This is a genomic window from Mesorhizobium sp. SP-1A, from assembly GCF_032460275.1.
Classification (GTDB): Bacteria; Pseudomonadota; Alphaproteobacteria; order Rhizobiales; family Rhizobiaceae; genus Mesorhizobium.
The window spans coordinates 545,258-570,461 of sequence record NZ_JAVXZD010000001.1; the positions used below are offsets into that span (position 1 = coordinate 545,258).

Here is a 25,204-nt window from a genome sequence, read left to right on the forward strand (position 1 = left end):
GAGAGAGAAGAATGTCGATCGCGGAAATCCTCGACACGATGGAATACGGACCTGCCCCCGAAAGCGACAGGGAAGCGCGCGCCTGGATCAAGGGCCTCGGGGGCGAGACGAAGCTGTTCGTCGGCGGCCAATGGCGAAAGGCGAAATCCGGCGAGAGTTTCGAGACCATCGCGCCGGCTACCGGCGAGGCGCTGGTCAGGGTCGCGCAGGCAGGTGCTGCCGATGTCGATGCCGCGGTGAAGGCGGCCGCCAAAGCGCAGCCGGCATGGGCGGCGCTCTCGGGCCACCAGCGCGCGCGCTACCTCTATGCGCTGGCGCGTCTGGTGCAGCGCCACAGCCGCCTGTTCGCGGTGCTGGAATCGCTCGACAACGGCAAGCCGATCCGCGAGACGCGCGACATCGACATTCCGCTGGTCGCCCGACATTTCTACTACCATGCCGGCTGGGCGCAGCTCATGGAAACGGAGCTGGCCGACAGGGAGCCGCTCGGCGTCTGCGGCCAGATCATTCCGTGGAATTTCCCGCTGCTGATGCTGGCGTGGAAGATCGCGCCTGCCATCGCGCTCGGCAATACCGTGGTGCTGAAACCGGCCGAATACACGTCTTTGACCGCGCTGCTGTTCGCCGAGATGTGCCAGAAGGCCGGCCTGCCGGACGGCGTGGTCAACATCGTCACCGGCGACGGGACCACCGGCGAAGCCATCGTCAATCATCCCGGCATCGCCAAGATCGCATTCACCGGCTCCACGGAAGTAGGGCGCATCATCCGCGAGGCGACGGCCGGCTCGGGCAAGAGCCTGACGCTGGAACTCGGCGGCAAGTCGCCCTTCATCGTCTTCGACGACGCCGACCTCGACGCGGCGGTGGAAGGCGTGGTGGACGCCATCTGGTTCAACCAGGGGCAGGTCTGCTGCGCCGGCTCGCGTCTCCTGGTGCAGGAAAGCATCCACAACCGTTTCGTTGCGAAGCTCACCGCCCGCATGGAGACGTTGCGGGTCGGCGATCCGCTGGACAAGGCCATCGACATCGGCGCCATCGTCCACCCCGTCCAGCTCGAGCGTATCAGGACGCTGGTCGAGACCGGCGTGAAGGAAGGCGCCGAGCTGCATCAGCCCAGGGCGGGAATCCCGGCGAAGGGCTGCTTCTATCCACCGACGCTGCTCACCGGCGTGCACCCGGCCTCGACGGTCTCGCGCGTCGAGATCTTCGGCCCCGTGCTCGTCGCCACCACCTTCCGCACGCCGGCCGAGGCCGTTGAGCTTGCCAACAACACCGAATACGGGTTGGCGGCCTCGATCTGGAGCGAGACGCTGTCGCTGGCGCTGGACATTGCGCCGAAGCTGAAATGCGGCGTGGTCTGGGTCAACGGCACCAACATGTTCGATGCCGGCGTCGACTTCGGCGGCTACAAGGAATCCGGCTACGGCCGGGAAGGCGGGCGCGAAGGGCTATCCGCCTATTGCAAGCCGAGATGGCTGGCCAAGGCCAGGCCGCTCGTCGCCGGGCAGGCGCCTGAGCCGACCGGCGACGTCGTCTCCACCGGCTTCATCGACCGCACGGCCAAGCTTTATATCGGCGGCAAGCAGGCAAGGCCGGATGGCGGCTATTCGCGCGCCGTGGTTTCGCCTTCGGGCGCGCTGATCGGCGAGGTGGGCGAGGGCAACCGCAAGGACATCCGCAACGCGGTCGAAGCCGCGCGCAAGGCTGCCTCCTGGGGCACGGCGACCGAGCACAACCGCGCGCAGATCCTCTACTACATCGCCGAGAACCTGGAGGCCCGCGCGGCCGAGTTCGCGGACCGGCTTGCCGCCATGAGCGGCAAGCGCAAGCCGGACGCGGCGAAGGAAGTGGCGGCAAGCGTGTCACGCCTGTTCTCCTACGGCGCCTGGGCCGACAAGTTCGACGGCGCCGTGCACAAGCCGCCCTTGCGCGGTGTGGCGCTCGCCATGAACGAACCGCTCGGCATACTCGGCATCGCCTGTCCGGAAGAGCTCGGCCTGCTCGGCCTCGTCTCCACCTTTGCGCCGGCCATCGCCATGGGCAATCGCGTGGTCGTGGTGCCTTCCGCCGCCCAGGCGCTCGCCGCGACCGACTTCTACCAGGTGCTGGAAACCTCCGACGTGCCGGGCGGCGTCGTCAATATCGTGACCGGAGATCGTGACGCGCTCGCGCTGGAACTGGCCAGGCACGAGGAAATCGACGGCATGTGGTATTTCGGGCCGCGCGCGGCGACCGGGGCTATCGAGAAGGCGTCCGCCGGCAACCTCAAGCAGGTCTGGGCCGAAACGGTGCAGCGGGACTGGTTTTCGCCGTTGCAAGGGGAGGGCAGGGAGTTCCTCGCGCGCGCCACGCAGGTCAAGAATATCTGGGTGCCCTACGGCGAATAGATCTCAGGTTGCGCGCCCCTGACTCCGCCGTTCGAATCGGCTAGGCCGTGTTCCGATTGAGAGGATAGGGGCAGCGCCTTGGCCATCACAATGTACGGCATCCCGAACTGCGACACGATCAAGAAGGCCCGCACCTGGCTTGAGGGCCATGGCGTGGACTATGCCTTCCATGACTACCGCCAGCAGGGGCTCGAAGCCGGCCGGCTGGACGCGTGGATCAAGGAACTCGGCTGGGAGGTGCTGCTCAACAGGTCGAGCGCCACCTTCCGCGCCCTTTCCGATGCGGAAAAGCAAGGGCTGGATGCGAAGAAGGCGAAGGCGCTGATGCTGGCCAATCCCACCATGATCAAGCGCCCGGTGCTCGACCTGGGCGACCGGCTGCTCGTGGGGTTTAAGCCGGACACCTATGCCGAGGCGTTCGCCAAGGCGTAGGATAGACCGGCGTCATCCCGGGACCGGCTCGCCGGTTCGCGGCGCTTGCCCGGAATGACGATAGGCAAGGCGTCGGACCCTGCCGCCCCGAAACAGTCCGCCGGTTTCTCAGGCCCATTCGCCCTTGCGCATCACCGGCACCTTGCGTCCATCCGCGTGCACGCCGTCTATATCCACCTGGCCCGAGCCGATCATCCAGTCGATATGGATGAGGCTCTTGTTGCCGCCGCGCGCCGCGATCTCGTCCGGCGTCAGCTTGTCGCCGTTCAGGAAGCACTTGGAGTAGCACTGGCCGAGCGCGATGTGGCAGGACGCGTTCTCGTCGAACAGCGTGTTGTAGAACAGGATGCCGCTCTTCGAGATCGGCGACGAATTGGGCACCAGCGCCACTTCGCCGAGCCGCCGCGCGCCCTCGTCGGTGTCGAGCACCTTCTTCAGCACGTCCTCGCCCTTGGTCGCCTTGGCCTCGACGATGCGGCCGTCCTCGAAGCGCACCGAAATCTCGTCGATCAGCGTGCCCTGGTAGGATAGCGGCTTGGTGGACGAAACATGGCCGGAGACGCGCCGTGCATGCGGCGTGGTGAACACTTCCTCTGTCGGGATGTTGGGGTTGCAGGTGACGCCGTTCTTGGCGGTCGAGGCGCCGCCCATCCATTCATGCTCGTCGGCCAGGCCCACGGTCAGGTCCGTGCCCGGCCCGGTGAAGTGCAGGGCATGGAAGCGGTGGCCGTTCAGCCAGTCGGTGCGCGCCTTCAAAGCCGCGTTGTGCGCGGCCCATGCGCCGATCGGGTCGTCGCCGTCCACGCGGCTGGCAGAGAAGATCGCGTCGGCGAGCTTCGCCACGGCAACGTCGTCGCTTTCGCCCGGAAACACCTGCTTGGCCCAGGCGAGTTCCGGATAGGCGACGATGTTCCAGTTGATGTCGAAGCCGGTGATCTTCTCCAGCGCCGGCTGATAGGCGGTGGAGTTGGCCTTGTTGGCGCGCGCCACCTTGGCCGGGTCCTGTCCCGACAGCAGCGACGGGTCGTCGCCACGCACCGCCAGCCGCGCCGCGTTCTGCGAGAACGCCTTGGCCATGCCCTCGTAGAGCCAGCCGGCGGCGCAGTCGAAACTGGCGTCGGCGCCGTAGCGGAAGCGCGCCAGCGTCATCTCGTCGTCGGAAAAGATCGGCGTCACCAGTCCGGCGCCGGCCTTGTAGGCGTGCTCCACGATCTTGCGCGTCAGCGGCAGCGCCGGAATGGACGAGGTCAGCACCAGGTCCTGGCCCGGCTGCAACTGCAACCCGACCTTGACCACCACCTCGGCCAGCCTGTCGAGCTTCACCGGATCGATCGAAGCGGAAAAATCGCGTGCGTGGGTGGTCATGGGGCCTGCCTGTCGGTTGCTGATTGACTTGCCCTTTCTACATAGACCCGGCCTGGCGCGCTTTCCACCGCCGAATGCTGGCACAATCGAAACCCGGAGATCGCACGCAAACCCGGTTGTCTCGGGGCAGGGGCCTCGTATCGTGGGCCGCCATGAAACCGGCTGCTCCTTCTCCGCTCCGCTTCGCCATCGGCGGCGTCGTCGCGATGGCCGTCGCCATGGGCATAGGCCGCTTCGTCTACACCCCGATCCTGCCCGGCATGATGGAGGAACTGCATCTTTCGGCGGCCGGCGCCGGCTGGATCGCCTCGGCCAATTATCTCGGCTATCTGCTCGGCGCGCTCGCCGCGGCCGGCGGCTGGGCGCATGGCCGCGAGCGCGCAATCATGCTCGCCGGCCTCGCCGCCAGCGCGGTTCTGGCCGGCCTGATGGGATTGACCGGCTGGATGCCGGCCTTTCTCGCCATCCGTTTCCTGGCCGGCATCGCCAGCGCCTTCGTCATGGTGTTCCTCTCCAGCATCGTCATGAGCCATATGGCGGTTGCCGGACGGCCCGGCCTCCAGACGGCGCATTTCGCCGGCGTCGGGCTGGGCATCGCCCTGTCCTCGGCGCTGATGGCGATCCTCGTGACCCATCACGCCGACTGGCGGGCGGGCTGGTTCTGGTCTGCCGCGATCTCCGCGCTCGGCTTCGTACCGGTCGCGCTGCTGATCGATCGCGGCCCTGCCGTGCACGTCGATCATGGCGGAGAACCGGGCCGCGAGCCGGCGCTCGCCTGGACTGCGCCGCTGGTCAAGGTCACCGCCGGCTACGGCCTGTTCGGCATCGGCTATGTCGTCACCGCCACTTTTCTCATCGCCATCGTGCGGCAGGGCGGCGGCGGAAGGGTGTTCGAGGCCATGGTGTGGCTGGCGACCGGCATCTCCGTGCTGCCTTCGCTCTGGCTCTGGCAGAAGGTGGCCCGCCGGGCCGGGCTGTACGGCGCCTATCTTGCGGCCTGCCTCGTGGAGGCGGTAGGCGTCGCCGCCAGCGTGTCGATGGGCGGAACGGCGGGGCCGCTGCTCGGCGGCGTGCTGCTGGGACTGACCTTCATCGCCGCGACGGCGCTGGGGCTCCAGGCGGGACGGCTGCTCGCGCCCCGCTCGCCGCGCCGCGTGCTGGCGCTGATGACGGCATCCTTCGGCGTCGGCCAGATATTGGGGCCGATCGCTGCGGGCATGCTGGCCGAGCGTTCGGGCTCCTTCTTTCTCCCTTCGCTTGCGGCGGCGATCGTTCTGCTGGCCTCCGGCCTGGTCGTGTGGTCGGCGAAAAGAGGTGCCTGAGGCTTTCGGGCGGCCGAACCGGCTCTGAAGCTGACGATAATGTAATTTGCCCAAAGGCGCCGACACCATTCCTTTGCCGCAAAAACTGTGACTTGATGCCGTCGAATCGCAATCGCCCCGCGCGCTATCAAGGAATTGCCCGGTGTTCGTATCGTTTTTTCCCAGGCCGAAGCTGTTCTTCACTAGCGCCGCCGCCTGGAGCCTGTTTCTGGTCCTGCTGTGGTTCTTTGGCGGCGAGCGGGTGGGCTCGGCCATCGGACTGGGTGTGGACCCGAACACGCCGCCGATCATCGGCATCAGCGTCTTCTGGTCGAAGCCATTCCTGTGGTTCTACATCTATTTCGCGCTCGGCGTGGCGATCTTCTATGCCTTCTGGCGCTGGTATTCGCCTCACCCCTGGCAGAACTGGTCCATCCTGGTCACTGCCGTCATCCTGTTCCTGATCTATTTCAACGTGCAGGTCTCGGTGGCCGTCAACAACTGGTATGGACCATTCTTCGACTATGTGCAGGGGTTGATGTCGGGCACCGGAAAATCGACCAACGCCGAGTTCTATCAGGGCGCGGCCAGCTTCGCATGGCTCGCGCTGATCGGCATGAATGTCTCGGTCGTCAACGCCTTCATCGTCAGCCATTGGATCTTCCGCTGGCGCACGGCCATGAACAACTATTTCATGGCCTATTGGGCGCAGCTGCGGCACATCGAGGGTGCATCGCAGCGCATCCAGGAAGATACGATGCGCTTTTCGCAAATCATGGAAGACCTGGGCTCGAGTTTCGTCCAGTCGATCATGACGCTGATCGCCTTCCTGCCGGTCATGATCGCCTTGCAGCAGCACATCACCGAACTGCCGATCATCGGCGCGGTGCCGCAGCCGCTCGTCGTCGCGGCGTTGTTCTGGTGCCTGTTCGGCACGGTGGCGGTCATGGTTGCCGGCATGAAGCTGCCGGGCCTGCAATTCCGCAACCAGCGCGTCGAGGCGGCTTATCGAAAGGAACTGGTCTACGGCGAAGACCATGACGATCGCGCCCAGCCCGAGACCACCGTCGAACTGTTCGACAACGTTCGGAGGAACTACTTCCGGCTCTATTTCCACTACATCTATTTCAACGTCGTGCGGTACACATACCTTCAAGCCGACAACATCTTCTCCTTCATCATCCTTGGTCCGTCGCTGGTCGCGCACAAGATTACCTTCGGCGCCCTCAACCAGATCTCGAACGCCTTCGGACGGGTGACCGGATCGCTCCAGTTCCTGCTGAATTCCTGGTCGACCATCGTGGAGTTGCAGTCGGTGCACAAGCGCCTGCGTGCCTTCGAGGCGACGCTGGAGGGGGCGCCGCTCCCGGAGATCGACCGGCACTATCTGGAGCGTAAGGAGGCCGGACTGCGAGCCGAAGACCAACCGGCGACCTGACCGCGCTGCGGGGCGGGCGGAGGCTCAGCCGCCCATCTTGGCTTCGCGGGCCCTGTCCTGCATGTCCACATAGTCGCGGAAGGAGATGCAGGCGACGTCGGCCTTCACGCACACCTCGTCGGCGAACCGCTCGAGCGCATTCCAGTAGGCGCCGTCGTTCATCTGCGTGAAGTGGAAGCCGAGCTGGAACGGGATGCGGCCGCCGCCATATTCCTTGTCGAAAGTGGCGCGGAAGGCGTGGTAGGCGCGCTCCTCGAACGCCTTGGCTTCTCCCGGCCTGTCGAAGCCGCCGGAATGGCGCACGAACAGATTGTAGTCCATCGCGATCACCGGCCGGGCTTTCGGCCCCTCGGGAATGAGCGGCAGCGAAAACTGCGTGATGCCGTCGCTTTGCGTCGGCGCGACCGGGCCGCGCGAGACGCCGCTGGCGTCGTAGCGGAAGCCGTCTGCGGCAAGCGCCTGGTGCAGCGCCTTGCCGGCCGACAGGTAGGGCGCGCGGAAACCGACCGCAGCCTTGGCGGCCAAGTCGCGCCAGCCGGGCGGCTCGGGCGAGATGCCGTTGATCGAATAGGCGTTCTCCAGCACATGGCGGAAGGATGCGAATTCCGACAGCCAGTCGGCCTTCGACCAGTCCTTGCCGTCGAAATGCCCGCAGGCATGGCTGCCGATGTCGTGGCCTTCCCCGGCCGCCAGGCTGATCTGCTCCAGCCGTTCGGCCACTTCCTCCTTGGATGCGGCAAAGCCGATATTGGAACGTCCGGGCTGCTTGTGCGGGGCGGTATATTGCTTGCGGGTTTCGGGCGAGAGCAGGAACACGCAGGACAGGAAATAGGTGAAATGCGCGCCGGTGCGGGCCGCCAGCGCGCGGCTGCGCTTCCACTGGGCGATGTCCTGCGCGCTGTCGAAGGAGATGATGACCACCTGTTTCGGCTTGGCGGGCGGGCCGGGCGGATCGGCAAGCGCGGCCGTTGCGGTGGTCAATAGGGCGAAAAACGATGCGGCTAGGGGACGGAACATGAAACTGACACGATTATTCACAAAGACGCCGTGGTTAGGGGTCAAATGTGGCCTCGATGCGTCCGCGACGCACGGTTCGCGGCCTTGCGTCTGTTTGCCGAATTTCCGGCGCGCCCCCTTCCATGCCGGCGAATTTCAGCTACAACGCGGGCTCCATCCAACCGCCTTCGGGCGTCAACGGCTTGAGCATGACCGACGACAGTTTCATCCGCGAAGTCAATGAAGAGCTTCGCAAGGAACAGGCAAGGGCGCTGTGGGACCGTTTCGGCCCCATCCTGATCGCCGCCGCCGTGCTGGTGGTGCTGGGCACCGCCGTCTTCGTCGGCTACCGCTATTGGGACGAAAGCCGCGCCAACGCCTCGGGCGACGCCTACTCGCAGGCGCTGCTTCTGGCCAACAGCGGCAAGAACGACGAGGCCCTGGCCGCCTTTGCCCAGCTGGAGAAGGACGGCTACGGCGCCTATCCGCTTCTGGCGCGCATGCGCGCCGCCACGGTCAAGGCCGACAGGGGCGATGTCGACGGCGCCGTCAAGGATTTCGACGCCGTGGCCGCCGACACCGCGATTCCGGCCGCCCTGCGCGACGTGGCGCGCCTGCGGGCCGGTCTGCTGCTGGTCGATCACGGCTCCTACGCCGAGGTTTCGGCCCGCGTCGAGCAGTTGACCGACGACGCCAACCCGCTGCGCAGCACCGCGCGCGAGGCGCTCGGCCTGTCCGCCTGGAAGGAAGGCAAGGCCAAGGATGCGCTGAAGCTGTTCGACCAGATCGCCGCCGACGAAGCCGCGCCGCGCAACGCGCGCCAGCGCGCCTCGATGATGGCCGAACTGATCCGCGGCTCCGGCAACGCCAAGTCGGACACGGCGTCGTGACGGCCCCCCGTGTCGATCGATGAGCTTCAAAGTCGCCATCATAGGTCGGCCTAACGTCGGCAAGTCGACGCTTTTCAACCGCCTCGCCGGCCGCAAACTGGCATTGGTCGACGATACGCCCGGCGTGACGCGCGACCGCCGCGTCCATCCGGCCAAGCTCTACGATCTTGTCTTCGACGTGATCGACACCGCAGGCTTCGAGGATGCGCCGGCCGCGAGCTTGTCCGGCCGCATGCGCGCCCAGACCGAGATCGCCATAGAGGAAGCGGACCTGATCTTCTTCCTGATGGACGCCAAGGCAGGGCTGATGCCCGACGACCGCACGTTTGCGGAGGTGGTGCGCCGCTCGGGCAAGCCCGTTGTGCTGGTCGCCAACAAGGCCGAGGCGCGCGGCGCCCAGGGCGGCATGCTGGAGGCCTGGGAACTCGGACTCGGCGAGCCGATCCCGGTTTCGGCCGAGCACGGCCAGGGCCTGCCGGATCTGCGCGATGCCGTCATCGCTGCGCTCGGCGACGAACGGGCGTTCGGCGAGGATGAAGAGGACGACGACGACATCGCCTCCAGCGAGGTCCTGATCGGCGAGGATATCGCCGATCCCGACGCCGAGGAGGTGCCGGCCTATGACGAGACGAAGCCGCTGCGCATTGCGATGGTCGGCAGGCCGAATGCCGGCAAGTCCACGCTCATCAATGCGCTGATCGGCGAGGAGCGGCTCCTGACCGGCCCGGAAGCCGGCATCACCCGCGACTCCATTTCGGTGGACTGGGACTGGCACGGGCGCCGCATCAAGCTGTTCGACACCGCCGGCATGCGCCGCAAGGCCAGGGTCCAGGAGAAGCTCGAGAAGCTGTCGGTGGCCGACGGCCTGCGCGCGATCCGCTTCGCCGAGGTCGTCATCATCGTGCTCGACGCCACCATCCCCTTCGAGAAGCAGGACCTGCAGATCGCCGACCTCATCATCCGTGAAGGCCGCGCTCCGGTCATCGCCTTCAACAAGTGGGACCTCGTCGACAGCCCCCAGCAATTGCTTGCCGAACTGCGTGAGAAGACCGAGCGGCTTCTGCCGCAGGCGCGCGGCATCCAGGCCGTTCCGGTTTCCGCCGAAACCGGCCGCGGCCTAGACAAGCTGATGGACGCGGTCCTGCGGACGCACAAGGTCTGGAACAGCCGCGTCTCCACCGGGCGCCTGAACCGCTGGCTGGAGCGCATCCTCGCGCACCATCCGCCGCCTGCCGTCGCCGGGCGGCGTCTCAAGGTCCGCTACATCACCCAGGCCAAGACCCGCCCGCCGGGCTTCGTCGTGTCCTGCTCGCGGCCGGACGCCATGCCGCAATCCTATGTGCGCTATCTGACGAACAGCCTGCGCGAGGCCTTCGACATGCCCGGCGTGCCGATCCGCATCGCGCTGAGGACTTCCGACAATCCCTTCGCGGGACGCGCGCGCAAAAAGAGCTGAGCAAACATCGCGGCAGCAGGTGACCGGTTGCGCGTGCCGCCGGCCCGGCAACGCTCTGTCCTCGTTTGCAGGTCTCCGGTACGGCCGGAGGGAGTTCGCGCAGCCGCTATCGTTAAGATTTCGTTAGCGAATTCAATCGCCTAACGTCGCCGCTATTAACAATCCATCAAGGTTAACGAGGCATTGTGATCCTCCAGTGGGGTTCAGTCGCGTCCTGGAGAGTTCCGTGCATCGACTTCGTCTTGAGCGGCTGCGAGCCGCTGCCGAAGGGAAGCGTTCGCTGCTTGCGCCTTTCCTTCTCGGTCTCGGCATATGGGTCGGCTTTCCGACCGTCGCCGCCTATCAGGACATGACCAGCCTTGTCTCCGGCCTGGAAGCGCCCAACGCGCGCTGGAACGCCTATGTCGAGAAAGCCGTCGCCGGCTCCGTGCACGCCGCGCAGATGCCCTTCGCCGACGGCGACGCCGTCACCGGCTCGATCTCGGGGTCCGGCGTCGATCTGCCCGGCGTCGGCCACGTCGCCTTCGTGGGCAAGAGCGGGGTGGTGGGCGAGACCCCGGACGAGGACCGCGTCGTGCGCGGCGACAAGAAGAACCGCATCGTCCAGATCGCTCCGGTGGCGCCGCCGAAGAACTTTTCCGCGGGCTCCATATTCCAGCGCACCTCGTCGTTGCTGCGCCCCTCGCTCGACAGCGGCCTGAAGCTCGCCTTCGCCAAGCCGGCCATCAAGGGCAAGGAGGTCGAAATCGCCTCCGCCTTCCACTTGCGCGAAGACGGGAAGACCACTTCCGGCGTGCCCTCCATGCTGGCTTCGCTGGTCACCAGCGACAAGGCCGACGTGCTGGCCACGGCCTATGCGCCCGCGGAGCCGGACTATGCCAAATCCTCGCCGTTCGAGGCGCTTTTGAAGGACGAACAGCCGCAGGACGGCCGCTTCATACCGCCCATGGCCAAGGGCGATCATTGGTGGATCCAGAACCCGTTGCCGGCCAGCGTGTTTTCCAAGAAGGAGCAGGCCTGCCTGGCCGAGGCCATCTATTTCGAGGCGCGCTCCGAGTCGCTGCGCGGCCAGGCCGCCGTGGCCCAGGTGGTGCTGAACCGCGTGCGCAATCCGGCCTATCCGGGGTCGATCTGCGACGTCGTCTACCAGAACCGCCACTGGCTCAACGCCTGCCAGTTCTCCTTCGCCTGCGACGGCCGCCGGCATCGCGTCACCGAGCCGAAATACTACAAGACCGCGCAGGACATCGCTATGGCCGTCACCGCCGGCAAGATCTTCCTGCCGGAGGTCGGATCGTCCACCCACTATTACGCCGCCTATGTGCGTCCGGGCTGGGCACGCTACATGAAGAAGATGACCCGCATCGGCCTGCACATCTTCTACCGCACCTATGGCGGCGGCTGGAGCTGACCAGGATTCCGTCTCGTCAAGCCCGCCTGCCGGCGCCGCGGCGGGTCGGATTCGCCTGCCGGGAAGCGCGACGGGCGGCGGGCACGATGTCGCACTCCAATAAGCCATTGATTTAACAGCGCGAAATTGTTTCGGGTAAAGCTTGGCCCTCGGCTTGACGCGAAAGGGGGCTCTAACTATGTTGCCCGCGACTTGAAGCGGCCGAACGATGGCGTTCCGGCCGGGCAGGGAGGTTGCGATGGCCGATGAGCATGGGCCAGCCGGAACCGGAGGCAAAGACCCGGCCCGCCAGCACGATGCCGGCGTCCGCGACGAGGAACTTGAGCGCCGCCGGCGCGAGCTTGGAGCATCGCTTGCGACCAGGCTGCCGGACCGGCTCGAGGGGGAAGGTGCAGCGAAGGCCGAGCGTCCCGTCGGGTATGCGCAGGCATTCAAGCTGTCCAGCGAGTTCATCGCCGGCATAGCTGTTGGCGTTGCCATTGGCTGGATCGTCGACCGTATGGCAGGCACGTCGCCCTGGGGGCTGATCGTGTTCCTGCTGCTCGGTTTCGGTGCCGGCATTTTGAATGTCCTGCGCTCTGCGGGGCTTGTTGCCGAGTTCGGGCAGGGCCGAAAGCCGCGCTCGGACCCGGACAAATGAATTGAGGCGCCGCTTTCCAGTGGCTGACTGAAGTGAGAGGGCCGCCGGCCTTCAAGGGGATTGAAAAAGTGGCAGCTGACAAGGTCGATCCGATCCACCAGTTCCATATCAACACCATCGTCCCGATCCACGTCGGCGGCTACGACCTTTCCTTCACCAATTCCTCCCTGTTCATGGTCGTGGCCGTGCTCGTCGCTTCGGCCTTCCTGGTGTTCTCGACGTCGAGCCGCTCGCTGGTTCCCTCGCGCTTCCAGTCCATGTCGGAGATGACCTACGAGTTCGTCGCTTCCATGCTGCGCGATGCCGCCGGCACGCAAGGCATGCGCTTCTTCCCGTTCGTGTTCTCGCTGTTCATGTTCGTGCTGGTCGCCAACCTGCTCGGCCTGTTCCCCTATTTCTTCACCGTCACCAGCCACATCATCGTCACCTTCGCGCTGGCGATCCTGGTGATCGGCACCGTCATCGTCTACGGCTTCGCCAAGCACGGCTTCGGCTTCCTCAAGCTGTTCGTGCCGGAAGGCGTGCCCGGCGTCCTGATGCCGCTCGTGGTGCTGATCGAGGTCGTTTCCTTCCTGTCGCGCCCGGTCAGCCTCTCCGTCCGTCTTTTCGCCAACATGCTGGCCGGCCACATCACCCTGAAGGTGTTCGCGGGCTTCGTGGTGTCGCTGAGCGCGATGGGCGCCGTCGGCGTCGCCGGCGCCGTGCTGCCGCTCTTCATGGCCGTCGCGATCACCGCGCTCGAGGTGCTGGTGGCCGCGCTGCAGGCTTACGTTTTCGCCGTGCTGACCTGCATGTATCTCAACGACGCGCTGCATCCGTCGCACTAGGAACCTGCCGGCGGGTGTTCGCCGGATCGCATCGAAGCTTTTCCAGATTTCAAAGGAGTTGGACATGGAAGTTGAAGCAGCAAAGTACATCGGCGCCGGCATCGCCTGCCTCGGCATGGGTGGCGCGGGCATCGGCCTGGGCAACATCTTCGGCAGCTACCTGGCGGGCGCGCTGCGCAATCCGTCGGCCGCCGACGGCCAGTTCGGCCGCCTGATCTTCGGCTTCGCCGTGACGGAAGCTCTGGGCATCTTCTCGCTGCTCATCGCTCTGCTGGCGCTGTTCGGCTGATTGGGTCGTCTGTGGGCCTGGCCGCCGGGCGGCCGGCCCGAATGATAGGAACGACGTGATGTTCGTGACACCTGCCTATGGGCAAGAGGCCGCGCCTGCCGTCGAAAGCGGCGCGGGCGCCGAAGGCACGCATGCCGGCACCGAGGTGCCGGGCAATGCCGGGCATGAAGGAGGCACTTTCCCGCCCTTCAACCCGGCGACGTTCCCCTCGCAGATCCTCTGGCTGGCGATCACGTTCGGCCTGTTCTACCTGTTCCTGAAGAAGGTCGCGCTGCCGCGTCTCGGCGGCATCCTCGAGGAACGCTCCGGCCGGATCGCGCGCGATCTCGACCAGGCAGCCAAGCTGAAGGGCGAGGCCGACGCGGCTGTGGCGGCTTACGAGCAGGCACTGGCCGAGGCCAAGGCCAACGCCAACGCGATCGGCCAGCAGGCCCGCGATGCGGCCAAGGCCGAGGCCGAGGACGCGCGCAAGGCCGTCGAGGCCGGGCTCGAAACGAAGCTCGCCGAAGCCGAGAAGCGCATTGCCGACATCAAGGCCAGCGCCATGAAGGATGTCGGCACCATTGCCGAAAGCACCGCGACGGCCATCGTCGAGCAACTCGTCGGCAAGGCCGACAAGTCCGCGATCGCTGCCGCCGTGGCGGCGGGCCGCTGAGGAGATCGCCATGGACGCAACCTCCCTCGCGACGATGTGGGCGACGATCGCGCTGCTGATCTTCGTCGCCATCGTCATCTACGTCAAAGTCCCGGCCGCGCTCTCGAAATCGCTTGACGCGCGCGCCGACCGCATCCGCAGCGAGCTGGACGACGCCCGCAACCTGCGCGAGGAAGCGCAGGCCCTGCTGGCCGAGTACCAGAAGAAGCGCAAGCAGGCCGAGCAGGAGGCCGCCGACATCGTCGAGGCCGCCAAGCGCGAGGCGGCGACGCTGGGCGAAGAGGCGCACAAGCGCACCGAGGACTACGTCGCGCGCCGCACCGCGCTCGCCGAGCAGAAGATCGGCCAGGCCGAGCGCGAGGCGATCGCCGAAGTGCGCGCCAGCGCCGTCGATCTGGCGGTGGAAGCGGCTCGTCAGGTGCTTGCCTCCAAGATCGACGCCAAGACCGGCGCCGAACTGTTCAAGGCTTCCCTGAGCGACGTGAAGGCCAAGCTGAACTGAGCCGTTCGGCGACGTCTTGTCCGCCTGGATTTCAAGAGCCGCCGGGGCAACCCGGCGGCTCTTTTCATTGCGGGCATGGCGAGGCCTGATCGAACCGGGAGGGCCGCGCGGGAACGATGGGCAGGAGTTTTCTTGTTCGAGTTCCCGTGTTGCTCCGGGCCTGCGAAGGAGTGTTTTGCCGTCGGCGGCATTCCGGCGCGGAATCACGGCTAAATGACGTGACGGCAAAATCAAATGATAAGATGGAGCGGGCTGGAAGCACCCTCCAAAGCCGTGATCGTAGACCGTTCATGGAAGATCGAAACGATCTTCCGTTTGTTCCGGACGGAAATCGGGCACCGGCCTGGAACGCGCAGCCCGGTCGGGCTACCCCTCGGCGATTTCTACGGCGCCGAGCCGGAAGGGGGCGAAGGAGGTGCGGTGGAGCCTGGCCACCGGACCGTGGATCTCGATGGCCGCGCGATGCCGGGCAGTGGCATAGCCCATATGCAGTTCGAAGCCGTAATGCACGTGACGGCGCCCGCAATCGGCCATCATGCGGTCGCGCATCACCTTGGCCACGATCGAGGCGGCGGCGATCGATTGTGAGCGCTGGTCGCCCTTGATCAGGGCGCGGCCCTCGCAGGGCAGGCCGGGCGGCACGTCGCGGCCGTCGGCCAGTGCCAGCTTGGGCCGCAGTGCAAGGCCGCACAGCGCCCGGCGCATCGCCTCCAGGCTGGCCCGCAGGATGTTGGTGGCGTCGATGCCCTCGGCGGAAACCGACGCCATCGAGATGCCGAGGGCGCTTGCCATTATGTTCTGGAACAACGCTTCGCGCTGCTCGAAGCTCAGGCGCTTCGAATCGTCCAGCCCGTCCGGGATGTTCTGGGGGTCGAGCACCACCGCGGCGGCCACTACCGGGCCCGCGAGCGGGCCGCGACCGGCCTCGTCCATCCCGGCCACTGGCCAGATGCCCTGCGATATCGCCCTGGTCTCGACCGAAAAGTCGGGCCTTTCGATTATTTCGAACAGAGGCGGAGAATCGGGGCGCGCGCGAGCCATGGTGCGGCGAGGTTCGCATCGGCCCCGATTCTCCGCAAGGCCCGGCGACCCGGGTGGGGCGTCGAGTCGCGGGCGCCGTCGGCAGCGGGGGGACAGGCCGGACGGATACGGTGGCCTCGCGACAGGCGGCGGGACCGATGAGCATTTCGCGGGCGAGGCGGGATCACCCGCGCGGCACAACGACCATGTGCCGATGTCACAAAAGCATCAGCTGTTCGTTTTCCCTTGCGGCAGGCACGAACTGGTCGGTCCTCAGCACCCGCCGCTCGGCATTGAGGCCCAGCCGCTTGGCCGCGATCTCGAAGCGCCGGCCGATCTGCCAGGCATAGGGGCCGCTGCCCTTCATGCGCTTGCCCCATTCCGAATCGTAATCCTTGCCGTCGCGCATCGAGCGGATCAGGGACATCACGTGCCGGTAGCGGTCGGGATAGTGCCGCAGCAGCCAGTCCTTGAAGATCGGCGCGACCTCCAGCGGCAGCCGCAACAGCACGTAGCCCGCTTCGCGCGCGCCGGCCGAATAGGCCGAATCGAGGATGCGCTCCATTTCCTGATCGGTCAGGCCCGGAACGATCGGCGCCACCATCACCGAGGCCGGGATGCCCGCGTCGGCCAGTTGCCGGATCGCCTCCAGCCGCTTGGTCGGCGTCGAGGCACGCGGCTCCATCGTACGGGCCAGCATGCGGTCCATCGTCGTCACCGACAGCGCGACCTTGGCCAGGCCCCGTTCGGCCATGCGGGACAGGATGTCGATGTCGCGCACCACCAGCGCCGACTTCGTCACGATGCCGACCGGGTGCCCGCGCGCCTCCAGCACCTCCAGGATCTCGCGCATGATGCGCCATTGCCGCTCGACCGGCTGATAGGGATCGGTATTGGTGCCGATGGCGATGGTGCGCGGCTGGTATCCCGCCTTGGACAATTCCTTGTCGAGCAGCCGCGCGGCGTCAGGCTTCGCGAACAGCTTCGATTCGAAGTCCAGTCCGGGCGACAGGCCCATGAAGCTGTGGGTCGGGCGCGCGAAGCAATAGACGCAGCCATGCTCGCAGCCGCGATAGGGATTGATCGAGCGGTCGAAGGAGATGTCGGGAGATTCGTTGCGCGTGATGATGGTGCGCGGCTTCTCCACCTGCACCTCGGTCTTGAACGGCGGCAATTCCTCGAGCGAATCCCAGCCATCGTCGAAGACATGTCGCGTCACCGGCTCGAAACGGCCGGAAGGATTGATGCCTGCCGAGCGGCCGCGATTGCGCTCGGGCCGCACCCGCACGCCGCTTTGCTCGATCATCGCATTTGCCATTTCGGCGCGTCCTGCTCCGAAGGCCGCAATGTCGGCGCGCACGATCTGTTCCATCTTCGCTCTCTCGAAAGGGCTGTCTGCCGGCTGTCGAATCGCTCGTCTCATGAAATTATTCCTATCTCAAGGATCGGAACATATCAAGAACATTTGCGGAGCTGGTGAGGAAATGGGTCACGCTGCCCTTTCCGGTTCCGGCCTCCTTCGCTACCTTCCGGTTCCCGGCGCGGAACGATCTTCTGGCGGCGAGGGTTTTCCCGGCACGGGGGCGAACCGGATCGTGCCGACGTCAGACCTGGCGCGCTGCTCGTGGGTGGCCTGCCGGCAGGTCCGGAAAAAAGGAGGCTGATGCTTCATGCAGGCGGCAGGAAAAATCGAAACCGCGGCGCCGGCCGTCGATCGCGACTGGTGGCGCGGCGCGGTGATCTACCAGATCTATCCGCGCAGCTACCAGGATTCCAACGGCGACGGCGTCGGCGACCTCAAGGGCATCGCGCGCCGACTTGGCTATATCGCCGCGCTCGGGGTGGACGCAATCTGGATCTCGCCCTTCTTCAAGTCGCCCATGCGCGATTTCGGCTATGACGTGAGCGACTATCGCGACGTCGATCCGATGTTCGGCACGCTCGCCGATTTCGACGCGCTGGTGGCCGAGGCGCACAGGCTGAGCCTCAAGGTGATGATCGACCTGGTGCTCTCGCATACCGCCGACGAGCATCCCTGGTTCGTCGAGAGCCGGTCGAGCCGCAACAACGCTAAAGCCGACTGGTACGTCTGGGCCGACGCCAGGCCCGACGGCACGCCGCCCAACAACTGGCTGTCGATCTTCGGCGGCTCGGCCTGGCAATGGGGCACCCGCCGCCAGCAATATTACCTGCACAATTTCCTGTCCGAGCAGCCGGACCTTAACTTCCACAATGGCGAGGTGCAGGATGCGCTGCTCGAAATCACCCGCTTCTGGCTGGAGCGCGGCGTTGATGGCTTCCGCCTTGACACCATCAATTTCTATTTCCACAGCCAGGGGCTGGAGGACAATCCGCCCTTGCCGCCCGAACAGCGCAACGACCAGACCGCGCCGGCGGTGAATCCCTACAATTATCAGGACCATCTTTACGACAAGAGCCGCCCGGAGAATCTGGGCTTCCTGGAACGGTTCCGCGCGCTGCTGGACGAGTATCCGGGTGCCGCGGCGGTCGGCGAGGTGGGCGATTCCCAGCGCGGACTGGAAGTGGTGGCGGCCTATACGGAAGACGGCAAGCGCGTGCAGATGTGCTACGCTTTCGATTTCCTGGCGCCGGAAAAGATCAGCGCGCCGCGGGTGCGGGCGGTGCTGGAGGAGTTCGGCCGGGTGGCCGGCGACGGCTGGTCGTGCTGGGCCTTCTCCAACCACGACGTGGTGCGCCATGCCACGCGCTGGGCAGCCGGCGAACCCGATCCGACCGCTTATCTCAAGGTGGTTTCAGCGCTTTTGATGTCGCTGCGCGGCTCGGTCTGCCTCTATCAGGGCGAGGAACTGGGTCTGACGGAGGCGAACCTCGCCTTCGAGGACCTGCGCGATCCCTACGGCATCCGCTTCTGGCCGGAATTCAAGGGCCGCGACGGCTGCCGCACGCCGATGGTGTGGGACAAAAGCGGAAGGAACGGAAGCTTTTCCGAAGCCAGGCCGTGGCTGCCGGTGCCGCGCGAGCATCTAGCCAGGGCCGTCGATGCCCAGCAGGGCGATGAGACCTCGCTGCTGGAACATTATCGCCGCTTCCTCGCCTTCCGCCGCGGTCATCCGGCGCTCTGCAAGGGCGATATCGAATTCATCGCCAGCGAGGGGGATGTGGTGGCGTTTTCGCGCCGCGAAGGCAACGAGCGCATCGTCTGCGCCTTCAATCTCGGCAGCAGGCCGGCTCGACTGGATCTCGGCGCAGGCGACCTGCAACCGCTGGCGGGGCACGGCTTTTCCGACCAACCGGGCGCGACGCCCTTGCGGCTCGATGGCTATGGAGCGTGGTTCGGCCGCATCGCCTGAGGTGAGGAGACCCTGCGTCGATTGCCTTCGGCATCGATGCAGGGAGCGGCGGTGAGCCACGTAGCGGCCGGAAGACCGGCCTAGGCGGGGCTTTTCAAGGCAGCTGCCGGAAAACGAAAGCGGCGGGCAAGCCTGCCGCTTTGGTTGACTGCGCGGTTTCGATCAGTGACGGAACTGCGGCTGGATGTCGTTGGTCGCACGGGTCTGGCCGTTGTCCTGCTGGACCTTCACCGCCTGCCGATCGACCGAGGACGTGTAGGTGCTGTCGACCGAGGAAGTGGCCTGCGGGTAGGCGTTCTGCGAGCCGTAATGGTCGCTTCCGGCGAAGGCACCGCCGGCGGCGGCGAGAACGAGGGCGGCAGTAAGAGCGATCTTTTTCATTTTCGTACTCCGAAATTCCAAAATGTCATGTCCGTCTAGCGGCGTCCTGGGAGGATATGCGTCGTTCGGACAGCGCTGATCTGGGCGCGTTGCCGGCCAACTTCCAATCACGAAATTGTTCCGTCTGGACCAAGATTCCACGGCTTGAAACGGGCCCGCGATCTCTCCTGAAGTGAATCTCGCATGATTTACAGCGGGTTACGTGACGGCAACCTGGCGTAGTATCAAAAAGGATACTTAGCCGGCGTTCACACCGTCATGCACGCACCGTCAACGGATGTTTCACAAATGACGGCCTTGTCGCCGGCGCTGGCCCCACGGACGCGGCGGCTTGAGGCTTGAGCTTCCAAGCGGGGGGGCGCTACAAAGCGGGCGGTTCAATGGTCGGCCGATGCCTTTCGTGGCGCGCCGGCCGCAGAAGGAGGATGCCATGCTGCGCAAGACGGATTTCTTCATCGACGGGAAATGGGTCGCACCGGTCACGCCGAAGGAGCTGGAAGTCATCAATCCGGCCGACGAGCAGCCCTTCGCGGTGATCTCGCTGGGGTCCGCCGCTGATGTCGACAAGGCGGTGGCGGCGGCGCGGCGCGCCTTCGACGGTTGGAGCCGTACCAGCCGCGAGGAACGCCTGGCCGCGCTGGAGCGGCTGCTGGCCGCCTATGAAAAACGCATGGGCGATATGGCCAAGGCCATTTCCGACGAGATGGGCGCCCCCATCAAGCTGGCATTCGAATCGCAGGCCGCCTGCGGCGCCGGCCACATCAAGTCCTTCATCCGCACGCTGCGGGACTTCACCTTCGAGCACGCGCTTGACGAGCGCAACCCGCAGGAGCGCATCGTTCATGAGCCGATCGGCGTGTGCGGCCTGATCACGCCCTGGAACTGGCCGATGAACCAGGTGACGCTGAAGGTGGTGCCGGCCATCGCCGCAGGCTGCACGGTGGTGCTGAAGCCGTCGGAAGTGGCGCCAGTGTCGTCCATCGTCTTCGCCGAAATGATGGAGGAAGCGGGTTTTCCGGCCGGAGTGTTCAACATGGTCAACGGCGACGGCCCAACCGTCGGCGAGGCGCTGTCGCGTCATCCCGGTATCGACATGATGTCCTTCACCGGGTCCACGCGCGCCGGTATCGCCGTGTCCAAGGCGGCGGCGGAAACCATCAAGAAAGTGGCGCTGGAACTGGGCGGCAAGTCGCCGAACATCGTCTTCGCCGATTCCGACCTGCCGGACGCCATCGCCCGCGGTCTGGCGCATTGCTTCGAGAACACCGGCCAGTCCTGCAACGCGCCCACCCGCATGCTGGTGGAACGGCCGGTCTATGACCGTGCGGTCAGCCTGGCCGCCGACTATGCCGCCACCGTGAAGGTCGGCAATCCCGCCGAGGACGGCGACCATATCGGCCCGCTCGTCTCCGAAGTGCAGTTCAACAAGGTGCAGGGCCTGATCGAGGCCGGCATCAAGGAAGGCGCGCGCGTCGTCGCGGGCGGGCTGGGAAGGCCGGAAGGCTTCAACCGCGGCTATTATGTGCGGCCGACCGTCTTCGCCGATGTGAACAACGACATGACCATCGCCCGCGAGGAGATTTTTGGCCCGGTGCTGGCCATGATCCCCTTCGACAACGAGGACGATGCCGTCGCCATCGCCAACGACACGCCCTACGGTCTTTCCGGCTACGTCCAGACGCAGGACAAGGCCAAGGCCCAGCGCGTCGCGCGCCGCATCCGTGCCGGCATGGTGCAGATCAACGGCGCCGACCGCCCCTATGGCAGCCCTTTCGGCGGCTACAAGGCTTCCGGCCTCGGCCGCGAGGGCGGCAAGTGGGGCCTTGAGGATTTTCTCGAGGTCAAGGCGATCAGCGGCTGGGACGAAGCCTCGAACTGACAAGGCGTCGGCGCCGCCCTGTCCGGCAGGATGGGGCGGCGCTAACCCGCTGCTTCGGTCTTGCGCAGATAGCCCGCCGCGATCGCGCGCATGCGCTCGTCGTCGAAGCTCGGGCCATGCCCGCCATGGCCCATGCGGATCGGCACCTCCAGCAGGCGCTCCATGGTGCGGCGATAGGCCGGGCGGTCGGAATCGGGAAGATCGTCGATCAGCGTGTCGTCATAGATGGCGTCGCCGCTGAAGAACGCTCCGTCCTTCTCGTCCAGCAGCGCGATGGAATCCGGCGAATGGCCGGGCAGGGCCAGCACTTTGAACTGTCGGTCGCCGAGGTCGATGACGTCGCCTTCTGAAAGCTCGCGCGTCAATGGCGCGGGAGCGATGCGGTAATCGGCGGCTTTCCAGCCGGGCAGGGGCAGGATGGAGACTGCGTCGTCCATGTCCCGGAACATGTCGGCATAGGTCGCCGTGTCCGGCATGATGGCGAAAGCCGCCGCGCTTTGCGCCGGTCCGGCGCGCAGCTCGAATTCATGCAGCGAGCCGACATGGTCGAGATGGATATGGGTGGCGACCGCGATCAGGGGCTTGCCCGCCGGGATGTCGATTTCGGGCGCCAGCGGGCAGATGCCCATGCCGGTATCGACCAGCAGGTCGGCGTCGCGGCCGGCGAGATGCCAGATATTGGCGCGCATATAGCCGTGCACGTAAGGCTCGGTCAGCATCGTCAGTCCGGGCTCGACGACGCGGCGGCTGAACCAGTCGGTCCTCATACGAAGGGCTTGCCGATCTGGTATTTCGCCGGAACCAATCGCTTCAGATAGGCGAGGCCGGGGTCGGCCAGTTCGTTGACGTCCGGCTTGAGGAAATCGGCGGGCATGTGGCGGGTCTTGCCGGCCACGCTGGCGAGCGGCACCTTCTTCAGCACCGTTCTTGCGCCGTCGAACTGCACCGCGACCGAGCCGCCGCCCTGATCGATCACCGCGGCCGCGAAGGCGCCGGCGTCGAACGCCTCCTGCCTGTCGATATCGCTGATGGCGCCGATATAGCCGCGCGGCATGTAGCCCAGCGCATCGACGCGCGCCCGCTTGCCCGGCAGCCCGTCGGCCAGTGCCTGCTCCAGAGCCGCGGTAAGGTCGCTGCCCGATAGTTTGACATTGCCGTGCTGGTCGCGCTCCAGTTTCCCCGGCGGCACGAGGCTCTCGACCAGCGATCTTCCGTCGGCAGTGGAAACGCCCTCCGAAACCGCCACCACGCAGCGCCGATGCCGCGCGAGGCTCGCCTTCACGTCGTCTATGAAATTCTCGACCACGAAGGGCCGTTCGGGAACGTAGACGAGGTGCGGCCCGCTGTCGGTGTCGAAGCGCCAGGCCGCCGAGGCAGCGGTGAGGAAGCCGGCATGGCGGCCCATGACGATGCCGACATAGATGCCGGGCAGCGCGCGGAAATCGAGGTCCACCGACATGAAGGCGCCGGCCACGAACTCGGCCGCCGAGATGAAGCCCGGCGTATGGTCGTTCTCGACGAGGTCGTTGTCGATGGTCTTCGGCGCGTGCACGAAGGTGATCTTGCCGGCCGATGCCTGCGCCAGGATCTCCTGCGTGCCGGCGGTGTCGTTGCCGCCGATATAGATGAAGGCGTCTGCGCCGGCGTTCTGCAGGCCCTTCAACACGGCCTCGCAATAGGCGGCGTCCGGCTTGTCCCTTGTGGAACCGAGCGCGGCGCCGGGCGTATGGCCGACCAGGCGCAAGCGCTTTTCATCGACGTCGCTGAGATCGACATAGTCGCCGTCGCGTATGCCGCGCACGCCGTAGCGCGAGCCCAGCACCCGCGCGCCGGGGTGGCGCTTGCGGATTTCAAGCACGGCGCCAACCATGGTCTGGTTGATGACGGCGGTCGGGCCGCCCCCTTGCGCGATCACGAAGGTGCCGGACATGGACGGTCTCCCCAGGACGGAATTGCCGCCAACAATCGCGCGTCTCGGCACGTCACGCAACGGCTTTCAACCGGTTCGAAGCAGCCTCAGGCGACGAGGACCGGATTCTTCTTCGAAACCCGGTTGTAGAGGTCGATGATGTCCTGGTTGATCAGCCGCACGCAGCCTGACGAGACCGCGCCGCCGATGCTCCACCATTCCGGCGAACCGTGGATGCGGTAGCCCGTATCGCGTCCGTTCTGGTAGAGATAGAGGGCGCGCGCGCCGAGCGGGTTCTCAAGCCCGCCGGGCTGGCCGCCTTTCCATTTCACCAGTTCGGGCTTGCGCTGGATCATCTCCGGCGGCGGCGTCCATGTCGGCCATTCGCGGCCATATTGCACATTGGCCCGGCCCGACCAGCGGAAGCCGTCCTTGCCGATGCCGACACCGTAGCGGATCGCGTCGCCGCCCTCCTGGACGAGATAGAGCTTGCGCTCCTCCAGCCGGATCACGATGGTTCCGGGCGCCTCGCCGGTCGGGTCGACCACGATCTGGCGACGGAATTCCGGCTTGATCTTGAGATAGGGCACGGCCGGCACCGCAAAGGCGCCGTCGGTGAGCGAAGCATACATCACGTCCGGCGTGGTGATGTTCTTGTCCACGCTGATGGAAGGGCGAACCGGCCGGATGGAGCCGGTCGTGATATCGTCGAGGCCGAGATCGGGCATCTCGATCGTGCGCGAGCAGCCGGCTGCGCCGAACAGCATGGCCGCGCCGAGGCCGGTCAGCACGCCGCGGCGCGAAAGCGTCTCGGATCGCTCCTCGTCCGCTGTTTCGGATGCCGGTATCCGCAACGTCTCACGCATGCACTCGTATCCCGTCGCCGACTGAAAGATAATTCCAGGTTACAGAACATTTTCCGCGATCATGGTTGACAAAGCGTGAACGGAACGACCGCCGGCCTTTGGAAGGCCGGGCCGGCATTTGCCTCTTTACAGTCCGCAAATGACGGGGATTTATCCTGCTCCTTACGTTCGGAGAGATGCCGATGTCGTTCGAAAGCTGGGCCGCGTTCACCGCCGCTTCCGCCATCCTGCTGGTCATTCCGGGTCCGACGATCCTGCTGGTCGTTTCCTATGCGCTGGGGCAGGGGTGGCGCACGGCCCTGCCGATGGCTCTTGGCGTCGCGCTCGGCGACTTCACCGCCATGACCCTGTCGATGCTGGGCATCGGCGCGCTGCTCGCCGCCTCGGCCACCATATTTACCCTGCTGAAGATCATCGGCACCGGTTACCTGATCTGGCTCGGCGTCAAGCTGTTCCGGGCCGGCGGCACGCTGAAGGCGGAACCGCGCGCCGACGCGGCCCCGGCAATCAGGATGACGGCGCATGCCTGGCTGGTCACGGCGCTGAACCCGAAAAGCATCACCTTCTTCGTCGCCTTCCTGCCGCAGTTCCTGGACCGGCATGCGGATTTCCTGACCCAGATGCTGGTCTTCGAGGCCACATTCCTTACGCTTGCCTTCGCCAATGCCCTCGCCTATGCGATCGTCGCCTCGCGGGCGCGCAACCTCATGCGCAACCCGAAAGCGATCCGTGCCGTCAACCGCACCGGCGGCACGCTGCTCGTCGGCGCAGGCATCGCCACGCTTGCCATGCGCTCGGCGAACTGAAGGAAAGGCGGCTCAGTTGAGCAGCTTGGCGACCTTCGACACTTCGAGATAGTCGAGGGTCACCGCCAGAGCCACGCCGCCGCTGGTCAGCAGCAGGCCGCGCATGAAGATGCGGTTGGCCCGTTCGAACACCGGCCGCTTCAGGCAATCGTGGTCGAGCAGGGCGGCAAGGGCTTTGATCTGCAGGCCGATGCCGGCGAGGATCGGCACCAGCGCGAACCCGTCATACAACTGCCACGGCACCGGGTTGCCGGCCCAATGCGAGACGAAACCGAGCGAAAACGCCAGCACGACACCGACGACCGTCAGCGTGCCGTTGCGGAAGATCGTCTCGACCCGCTCGTCGGGGTCCCCTTGCTGCATTATCGCCTCCCTGCGCCCGCTACGATTGTCAAGTCTCCCGAGTTTACAGCCGGTTAGCG

At 65.9% G+C, this 25,204-nt stretch carries 24 protein-coding genes; 15 read left to right on the plus strand and 9 right to left on the minus strand.

Annotation, left to right across the window (positions count from 1 at the left end):
* Positions 1-11 precede the first annotated feature (11 nt).
* Both QU595_RS02620 and QU595_RS02625 read left to right on the plus strand, forming a co-directional pair.
* The gene (locus QU595_RS02620) at positions 12-2,387 is read left to right on the plus strand and encodes an aldehyde dehydrogenase family protein (RefSeq protein WP_315918940.1); all 2,376 of its coding nucleotides are present in this window, start codon (positions 12-14) and stop codon (positions 2,385-2,387) included.
* 78 nt (positions 2,388-2,465) lie between these two features.
* Positions 2,466-2,819 carry an ArsC family reductase gene (locus QU595_RS02625; RefSeq protein WP_315918941.1) on the plus strand — a complete coding sequence of 118 codons (354 nt, stop codon included), beginning with the start codon at positions 2,466-2,468 and terminating at the stop codon, positions 2,817-2,819.
* A gap of 108 nt (positions 2,820-2,927) precedes the next feature.
* On the opposite strand, the gene QU595_RS02630 is transcribed toward QU595_RS02625, so the two are convergent.
* Entirely contained in the window at positions 2,928-4,184 is a 1,257-nt protein-coding gene (locus tag QU595_RS02630; protein ID WP_315918942.1) for an aminopeptidase, read from the minus strand.
* Positions 4,185-4,336: 152 nt separating this feature from the next.
* On the opposite strand from QU595_RS02630, the gene QU595_RS02635 reads away from it, so the two are divergent.
* Both QU595_RS02635 and sbmA read left to right on the plus strand, forming a co-directional pair.
* Entirely contained in the window at positions 4,337-5,506 is a 1,170-nt protein-coding gene (locus tag QU595_RS02635; protein ID WP_315918943.1) for a YbfB/YjiJ family MFS transporter, read from the plus strand.
* A 142-nt stretch (positions 5,507-5,648) separates the two neighbouring features.
* Complete coding sequence (sbmA, locus tag QU595_RS02640; RefSeq protein WP_315918945.1) at positions 5,649-6,923, plus strand: peptide antibiotic transporter SbmA; 1,275 nt, start codon at positions 5,649-5,651, stop codon at positions 6,921-6,923.
* Between the two features lie 24 nt (positions 6,924-6,947).
* On the opposite strand, the gene QU595_RS02645 is transcribed toward sbmA, so the two are convergent.
* Complete coding sequence (locus tag QU595_RS02645; protein ID WP_315918946.1) at positions 6,948-7,940, minus strand: polysaccharide deacetylase; 993 nt, start codon at positions 7,938-7,940, stop codon at positions 6,948-6,950.
* 188 nt (positions 7,941-8,128) lie between these two features.
* Between QU595_RS02645 and QU595_RS02650 the strand changes: the two genes are divergently transcribed.
* The 8 genes from QU595_RS02650 to QU595_RS02685 all read left to right on the plus strand — a co-directional run bounded on the left by QU595_RS02650 (position 8,129) and on the right by QU595_RS02685 (position 14,589).
* Positions 8,129-8,809, plus strand: coding sequence for a tetratricopeptide repeat protein (locus tag QU595_RS02650; protein ID WP_315920662.1), 681 nt, complete (start codon positions 8,129-8,131; stop codon positions 8,807-8,809).
* Between the two features lie 19 nt (positions 8,810-8,828).
* Complete coding sequence (gene der, locus QU595_RS02655; protein ID WP_315918948.1) at positions 8,829-10,265, plus strand: ribosome biogenesis GTPase Der; 1,437 nt, start codon at positions 8,829-8,831, stop codon at positions 10,263-10,265.
* Between the two features lie 226 nt (positions 10,266-10,491).
* Positions 10,492-11,676 (plus strand): cell wall hydrolase, encoded by a 1,185-nt coding sequence (locus QU595_RS02660; protein ID WP_315918949.1) that lies wholly within the window; start codon positions 10,492-10,494, stop codon positions 11,674-11,676.
* Positions 11,677-11,914: 238 nt separating this feature from the next.
* Positions 11,915-12,316, plus strand: coding sequence for an AtpZ/AtpI family protein (locus tag QU595_RS02665; RefSeq protein WP_315918951.1), 402 nt, complete (start codon positions 11,915-11,917; stop codon positions 12,314-12,316).
* Positions 12,317-12,384: 68 nt separating this feature from the next.
* Entirely contained in the window at positions 12,385-13,143 is a 759-nt protein-coding gene (locus tag QU595_RS02670; RefSeq protein WP_315918953.1) for a F0F1 ATP synthase subunit A, read from the plus strand.
* Between the two features lie 64 nt (positions 13,144-13,207).
* Positions 13,208-13,432: a F0F1 ATP synthase subunit C gene (locus QU595_RS02675; protein ID WP_315918955.1), complete on the plus strand. Its 225-nt coding sequence runs from the start codon at positions 13,208-13,210 to the stop codon at positions 13,430-13,432.
* 58 nt (positions 13,433-13,490) lie between these two features.
* Positions 13,491-14,087, plus strand: coding sequence for a F0F1 ATP synthase subunit B (locus QU595_RS02680; RefSeq protein WP_315918957.1), 597 nt, complete (start codon positions 13,491-13,493; stop codon positions 14,085-14,087).
* 10 nt (positions 14,088-14,097) lie between these two features.
* Complete coding sequence (locus QU595_RS02685) at positions 14,098-14,589, plus strand: F0F1 ATP synthase subunit B (protein ID WP_315918958.1); 492 nt, start codon at positions 14,098-14,100, stop codon at positions 14,587-14,589.
* A gap of 366 nt (positions 14,590-14,955) precedes the next feature.
* On the opposite strand, the gene QU595_RS02690 is transcribed toward QU595_RS02685, so the two are convergent.
* Both QU595_RS02690 and QU595_RS02695 read right to left on the minus strand, forming a co-directional pair.
* Complete coding sequence (locus QU595_RS02690; RefSeq protein ID WP_315918959.1) at positions 14,956-15,630, minus strand: ribonuclease HII; 675 nt, start codon at positions 15,628-15,630, stop codon at positions 14,956-14,958.
* A gap of 196 nt (positions 15,631-15,826) precedes the next feature.
* Complete coding sequence (locus QU595_RS02695) at positions 15,827-16,981, minus strand: PA0069 family radical SAM protein (protein ID WP_315918961.1); 1,155 nt, start codon at positions 16,979-16,981, stop codon at positions 15,827-15,829.
* A 298-nt stretch (positions 16,982-17,279) separates the two neighbouring features.
* Between QU595_RS02695 and QU595_RS02700 the strand changes: the two genes are divergently transcribed.
* Positions 17,280-18,941, plus strand: coding sequence for an alpha glucosidase (locus tag QU595_RS02700; protein WP_315918963.1), 1,662 nt, complete (start codon positions 17,280-17,282; stop codon positions 18,939-18,941).
* 162 nt (positions 18,942-19,103) lie between these two features.
* On the opposite strand, the gene QU595_RS02705 is transcribed toward QU595_RS02700, so the two are convergent.
* Positions 19,104-19,322 (minus strand): DUF680 domain-containing protein, encoded by a 219-nt coding sequence (locus QU595_RS02705; protein ID WP_315918965.1) that lies wholly within the window; start codon positions 19,320-19,322, stop codon positions 19,104-19,106.
* Positions 19,323-19,752: 430 nt separating this feature from the next.
* Here QU595_RS02705 and QU595_RS02710 point away from each other — a divergent pair, with 430 nt between their 5' ends.
* Positions 19,753-21,201 carry an aldehyde dehydrogenase family protein gene (locus QU595_RS02710; protein ID WP_315918967.1) on the plus strand — a complete coding sequence of 483 codons (1,449 nt, stop codon included), beginning with the start codon at positions 19,753-19,755 and terminating at the stop codon, positions 21,199-21,201.
* 41 nt (positions 21,202-21,242) lie between these two features.
* Here QU595_RS02710 and QU595_RS02715 read toward each other — a convergent pair whose 3' ends face one another.
* The 3 genes from QU595_RS02715 to QU595_RS02725 all read right to left on the minus strand — a co-directional run bounded on the left by QU595_RS02715 (position 21,243) and on the right by QU595_RS02725 (position 23,976).
* A complete protein-coding gene (locus tag QU595_RS02715) occupies positions 21,243-21,968 on the minus strand; it encodes an MBL fold metallo-hydrolase (protein WP_315918969.1) in 726 nt (241 codons plus the stop codon).
* The gene (locus QU595_RS02720) at positions 21,965-23,131 is read right to left on the minus strand and encodes a diphosphate--fructose-6-phosphate 1-phosphotransferase (RefSeq protein ID WP_315918970.1); all 1,167 of its coding nucleotides are present in this window, start codon (positions 23,129-23,131) and stop codon (positions 21,965-21,967) included. The genes QU595_RS02715 and QU595_RS02720 overlap by 4 nt, the downstream gene beginning before the upstream one ends.
* An 86-nt stretch (positions 23,132-23,217) precedes the next feature.
* The gene (locus QU595_RS02725) at positions 23,218-23,976 is read right to left on the minus strand and encodes a L,D-transpeptidase (protein ID WP_315918971.1); all 759 of its coding nucleotides are present in this window, start codon (positions 23,974-23,976) and stop codon (positions 23,218-23,220) included.
* Between the two features lie 182 nt (positions 23,977-24,158).
* Here QU595_RS02725 and QU595_RS02730 point away from each other — a divergent pair, with 182 nt between their 5' ends.
* On the plus strand, positions 24,159-24,782 hold the full coding sequence (locus QU595_RS02730; protein ID WP_315918973.1) for a LysE family translocator: 624 nt from the start codon (positions 24,159-24,161) through the stop codon (positions 24,780-24,782).
* 12 nt (positions 24,783-24,794) lie between these two features.
* Here the strand turns inward: QU595_RS02730 and QU595_RS02735 are convergent, their stop codons facing one another.
* A complete protein-coding gene (locus tag QU595_RS02735) occupies positions 24,795-25,145 on the minus strand; it encodes a hypothetical protein (protein ID WP_315918974.1) in 351 nt (116 codons plus the stop codon).
* Positions 25,146-25,204 lie beyond the last annotated feature (59 nt).

Bases quoted from the DNA above. Each gene is read 5' to 3' on its own strand.
- QU595_RS02635 (WP_315918943.1), top strand. From the start codon at position 4,337: ATGAAACCGGCTGCTCCTTCTCCGCTCCGCTTCGCCATCGGCGGCGTC.
- QU595_RS02735 (WP_315918974.1), bottom strand. From the start codon at position 25,145: ATGCAGCAAGGGGACCCCGACGAGCGGGTCGAGACGATCTTCCGCAAC.
- QU595_RS02695 (WP_315918961.1), bottom strand. From the start codon at position 16,981: ATGGAACAGATCGTGCGCGCCGACATTGCGGCCTTCGGAGCAGGACGC.
- der (WP_315918948.1), top strand. From the start codon at position 8,829: ATGAGCTTCAAAGTCGCCATCATAGGTCGGCCTAACGTCGGCAAGTCG.
- QU595_RS02725 (WP_315918971.1), bottom strand. From the start codon at position 23,976: ATGCGTGAGACGTTGCGGATACCGGCATCCGAAACAGCGGACGAGGAG.
- QU595_RS02645 (WP_315918946.1), bottom strand. From the start codon at position 7,940: ATGTTCCGTCCCCTAGCCGCATCGTTTTTCGCCCTATTGACCACCGCA.
- QU595_RS02650 (WP_315920662.1), top strand. From the start codon at position 8,129: ATGACCGACGACAGTTTCATCCGCGAAGTCAATGAAGAGCTTCGCAAG.
- QU595_RS02710 (WP_315918967.1), top strand. From the start codon at position 19,753: ATGCTGCGCAAGACGGATTTCTTCATCGACGGGAAATGGGTCGCACCG.
- QU595_RS02715 (WP_315918969.1), bottom strand. From the start codon at position 21,968: ATGAGGACCGACTGGTTCAGCCGCCGCGTCGTCGAGCCCGGACTGACG.
- QU595_RS02700 (WP_315918963.1), top strand. From the start codon at position 17,280: ATGCAGGCGGCAGGAAAAATCGAAACCGCGGCGCCGGCCGTCGATCGC.
- QU595_RS02680 (WP_315918957.1), top strand. From the start codon at position 13,491: ATGTTCGTGACACCTGCCTATGGGCAAGAGGCCGCGCCTGCCGTCGAA.
- QU595_RS02675 (WP_315918955.1), top strand. From the start codon at position 13,208: ATGGAAGTTGAAGCAGCAAAGTACATCGGCGCCGGCATCGCCTGCCTC.
- QU595_RS02665 (WP_315918951.1), top strand. From the start codon at position 11,915: ATGGCCGATGAGCATGGGCCAGCCGGAACCGGAGGCAAAGACCCGGCC.
- QU595_RS02620 (WP_315918940.1), top strand. From the start codon at position 12: ATGTCGATCGCGGAAATCCTCGACACGATGGAATACGGACCTGCCCCC.
- QU595_RS02690 (WP_315918959.1), bottom strand. From the start codon at position 15,630: ATGGCTCGCGCGCGCCCCGATTCTCCGCCTCTGTTCGAAATAATCGAA.
- QU595_RS02685 (WP_315918958.1), top strand. From the start codon at position 14,098: ATGGACGCAACCTCCCTCGCGACGATGTGGGCGACGATCGCGCTGCTG.
- QU595_RS02630 (WP_315918942.1), bottom strand. From the start codon at position 4,184: ATGACCACCCACGCACGCGATTTTTCCGCTTCGATCGATCCGGTGAAG.
- QU595_RS02730 (WP_315918973.1), top strand. From the start codon at position 24,159: ATGTCGTTCGAAAGCTGGGCCGCGTTCACCGCCGCTTCCGCCATCCTG.
- QU595_RS02720 (WP_315918970.1), bottom strand. From the start codon at position 23,131: ATGTCCGGCACCTTCGTGATCGCGCAAGGGGGCGGCCCGACCGCCGTC.
- QU595_RS02705 (WP_315918965.1), bottom strand. From the start codon at position 19,322: ATGAAAAAGATCGCTCTTACTGCCGCCCTCGTTCTCGCCGCCGCCGGC.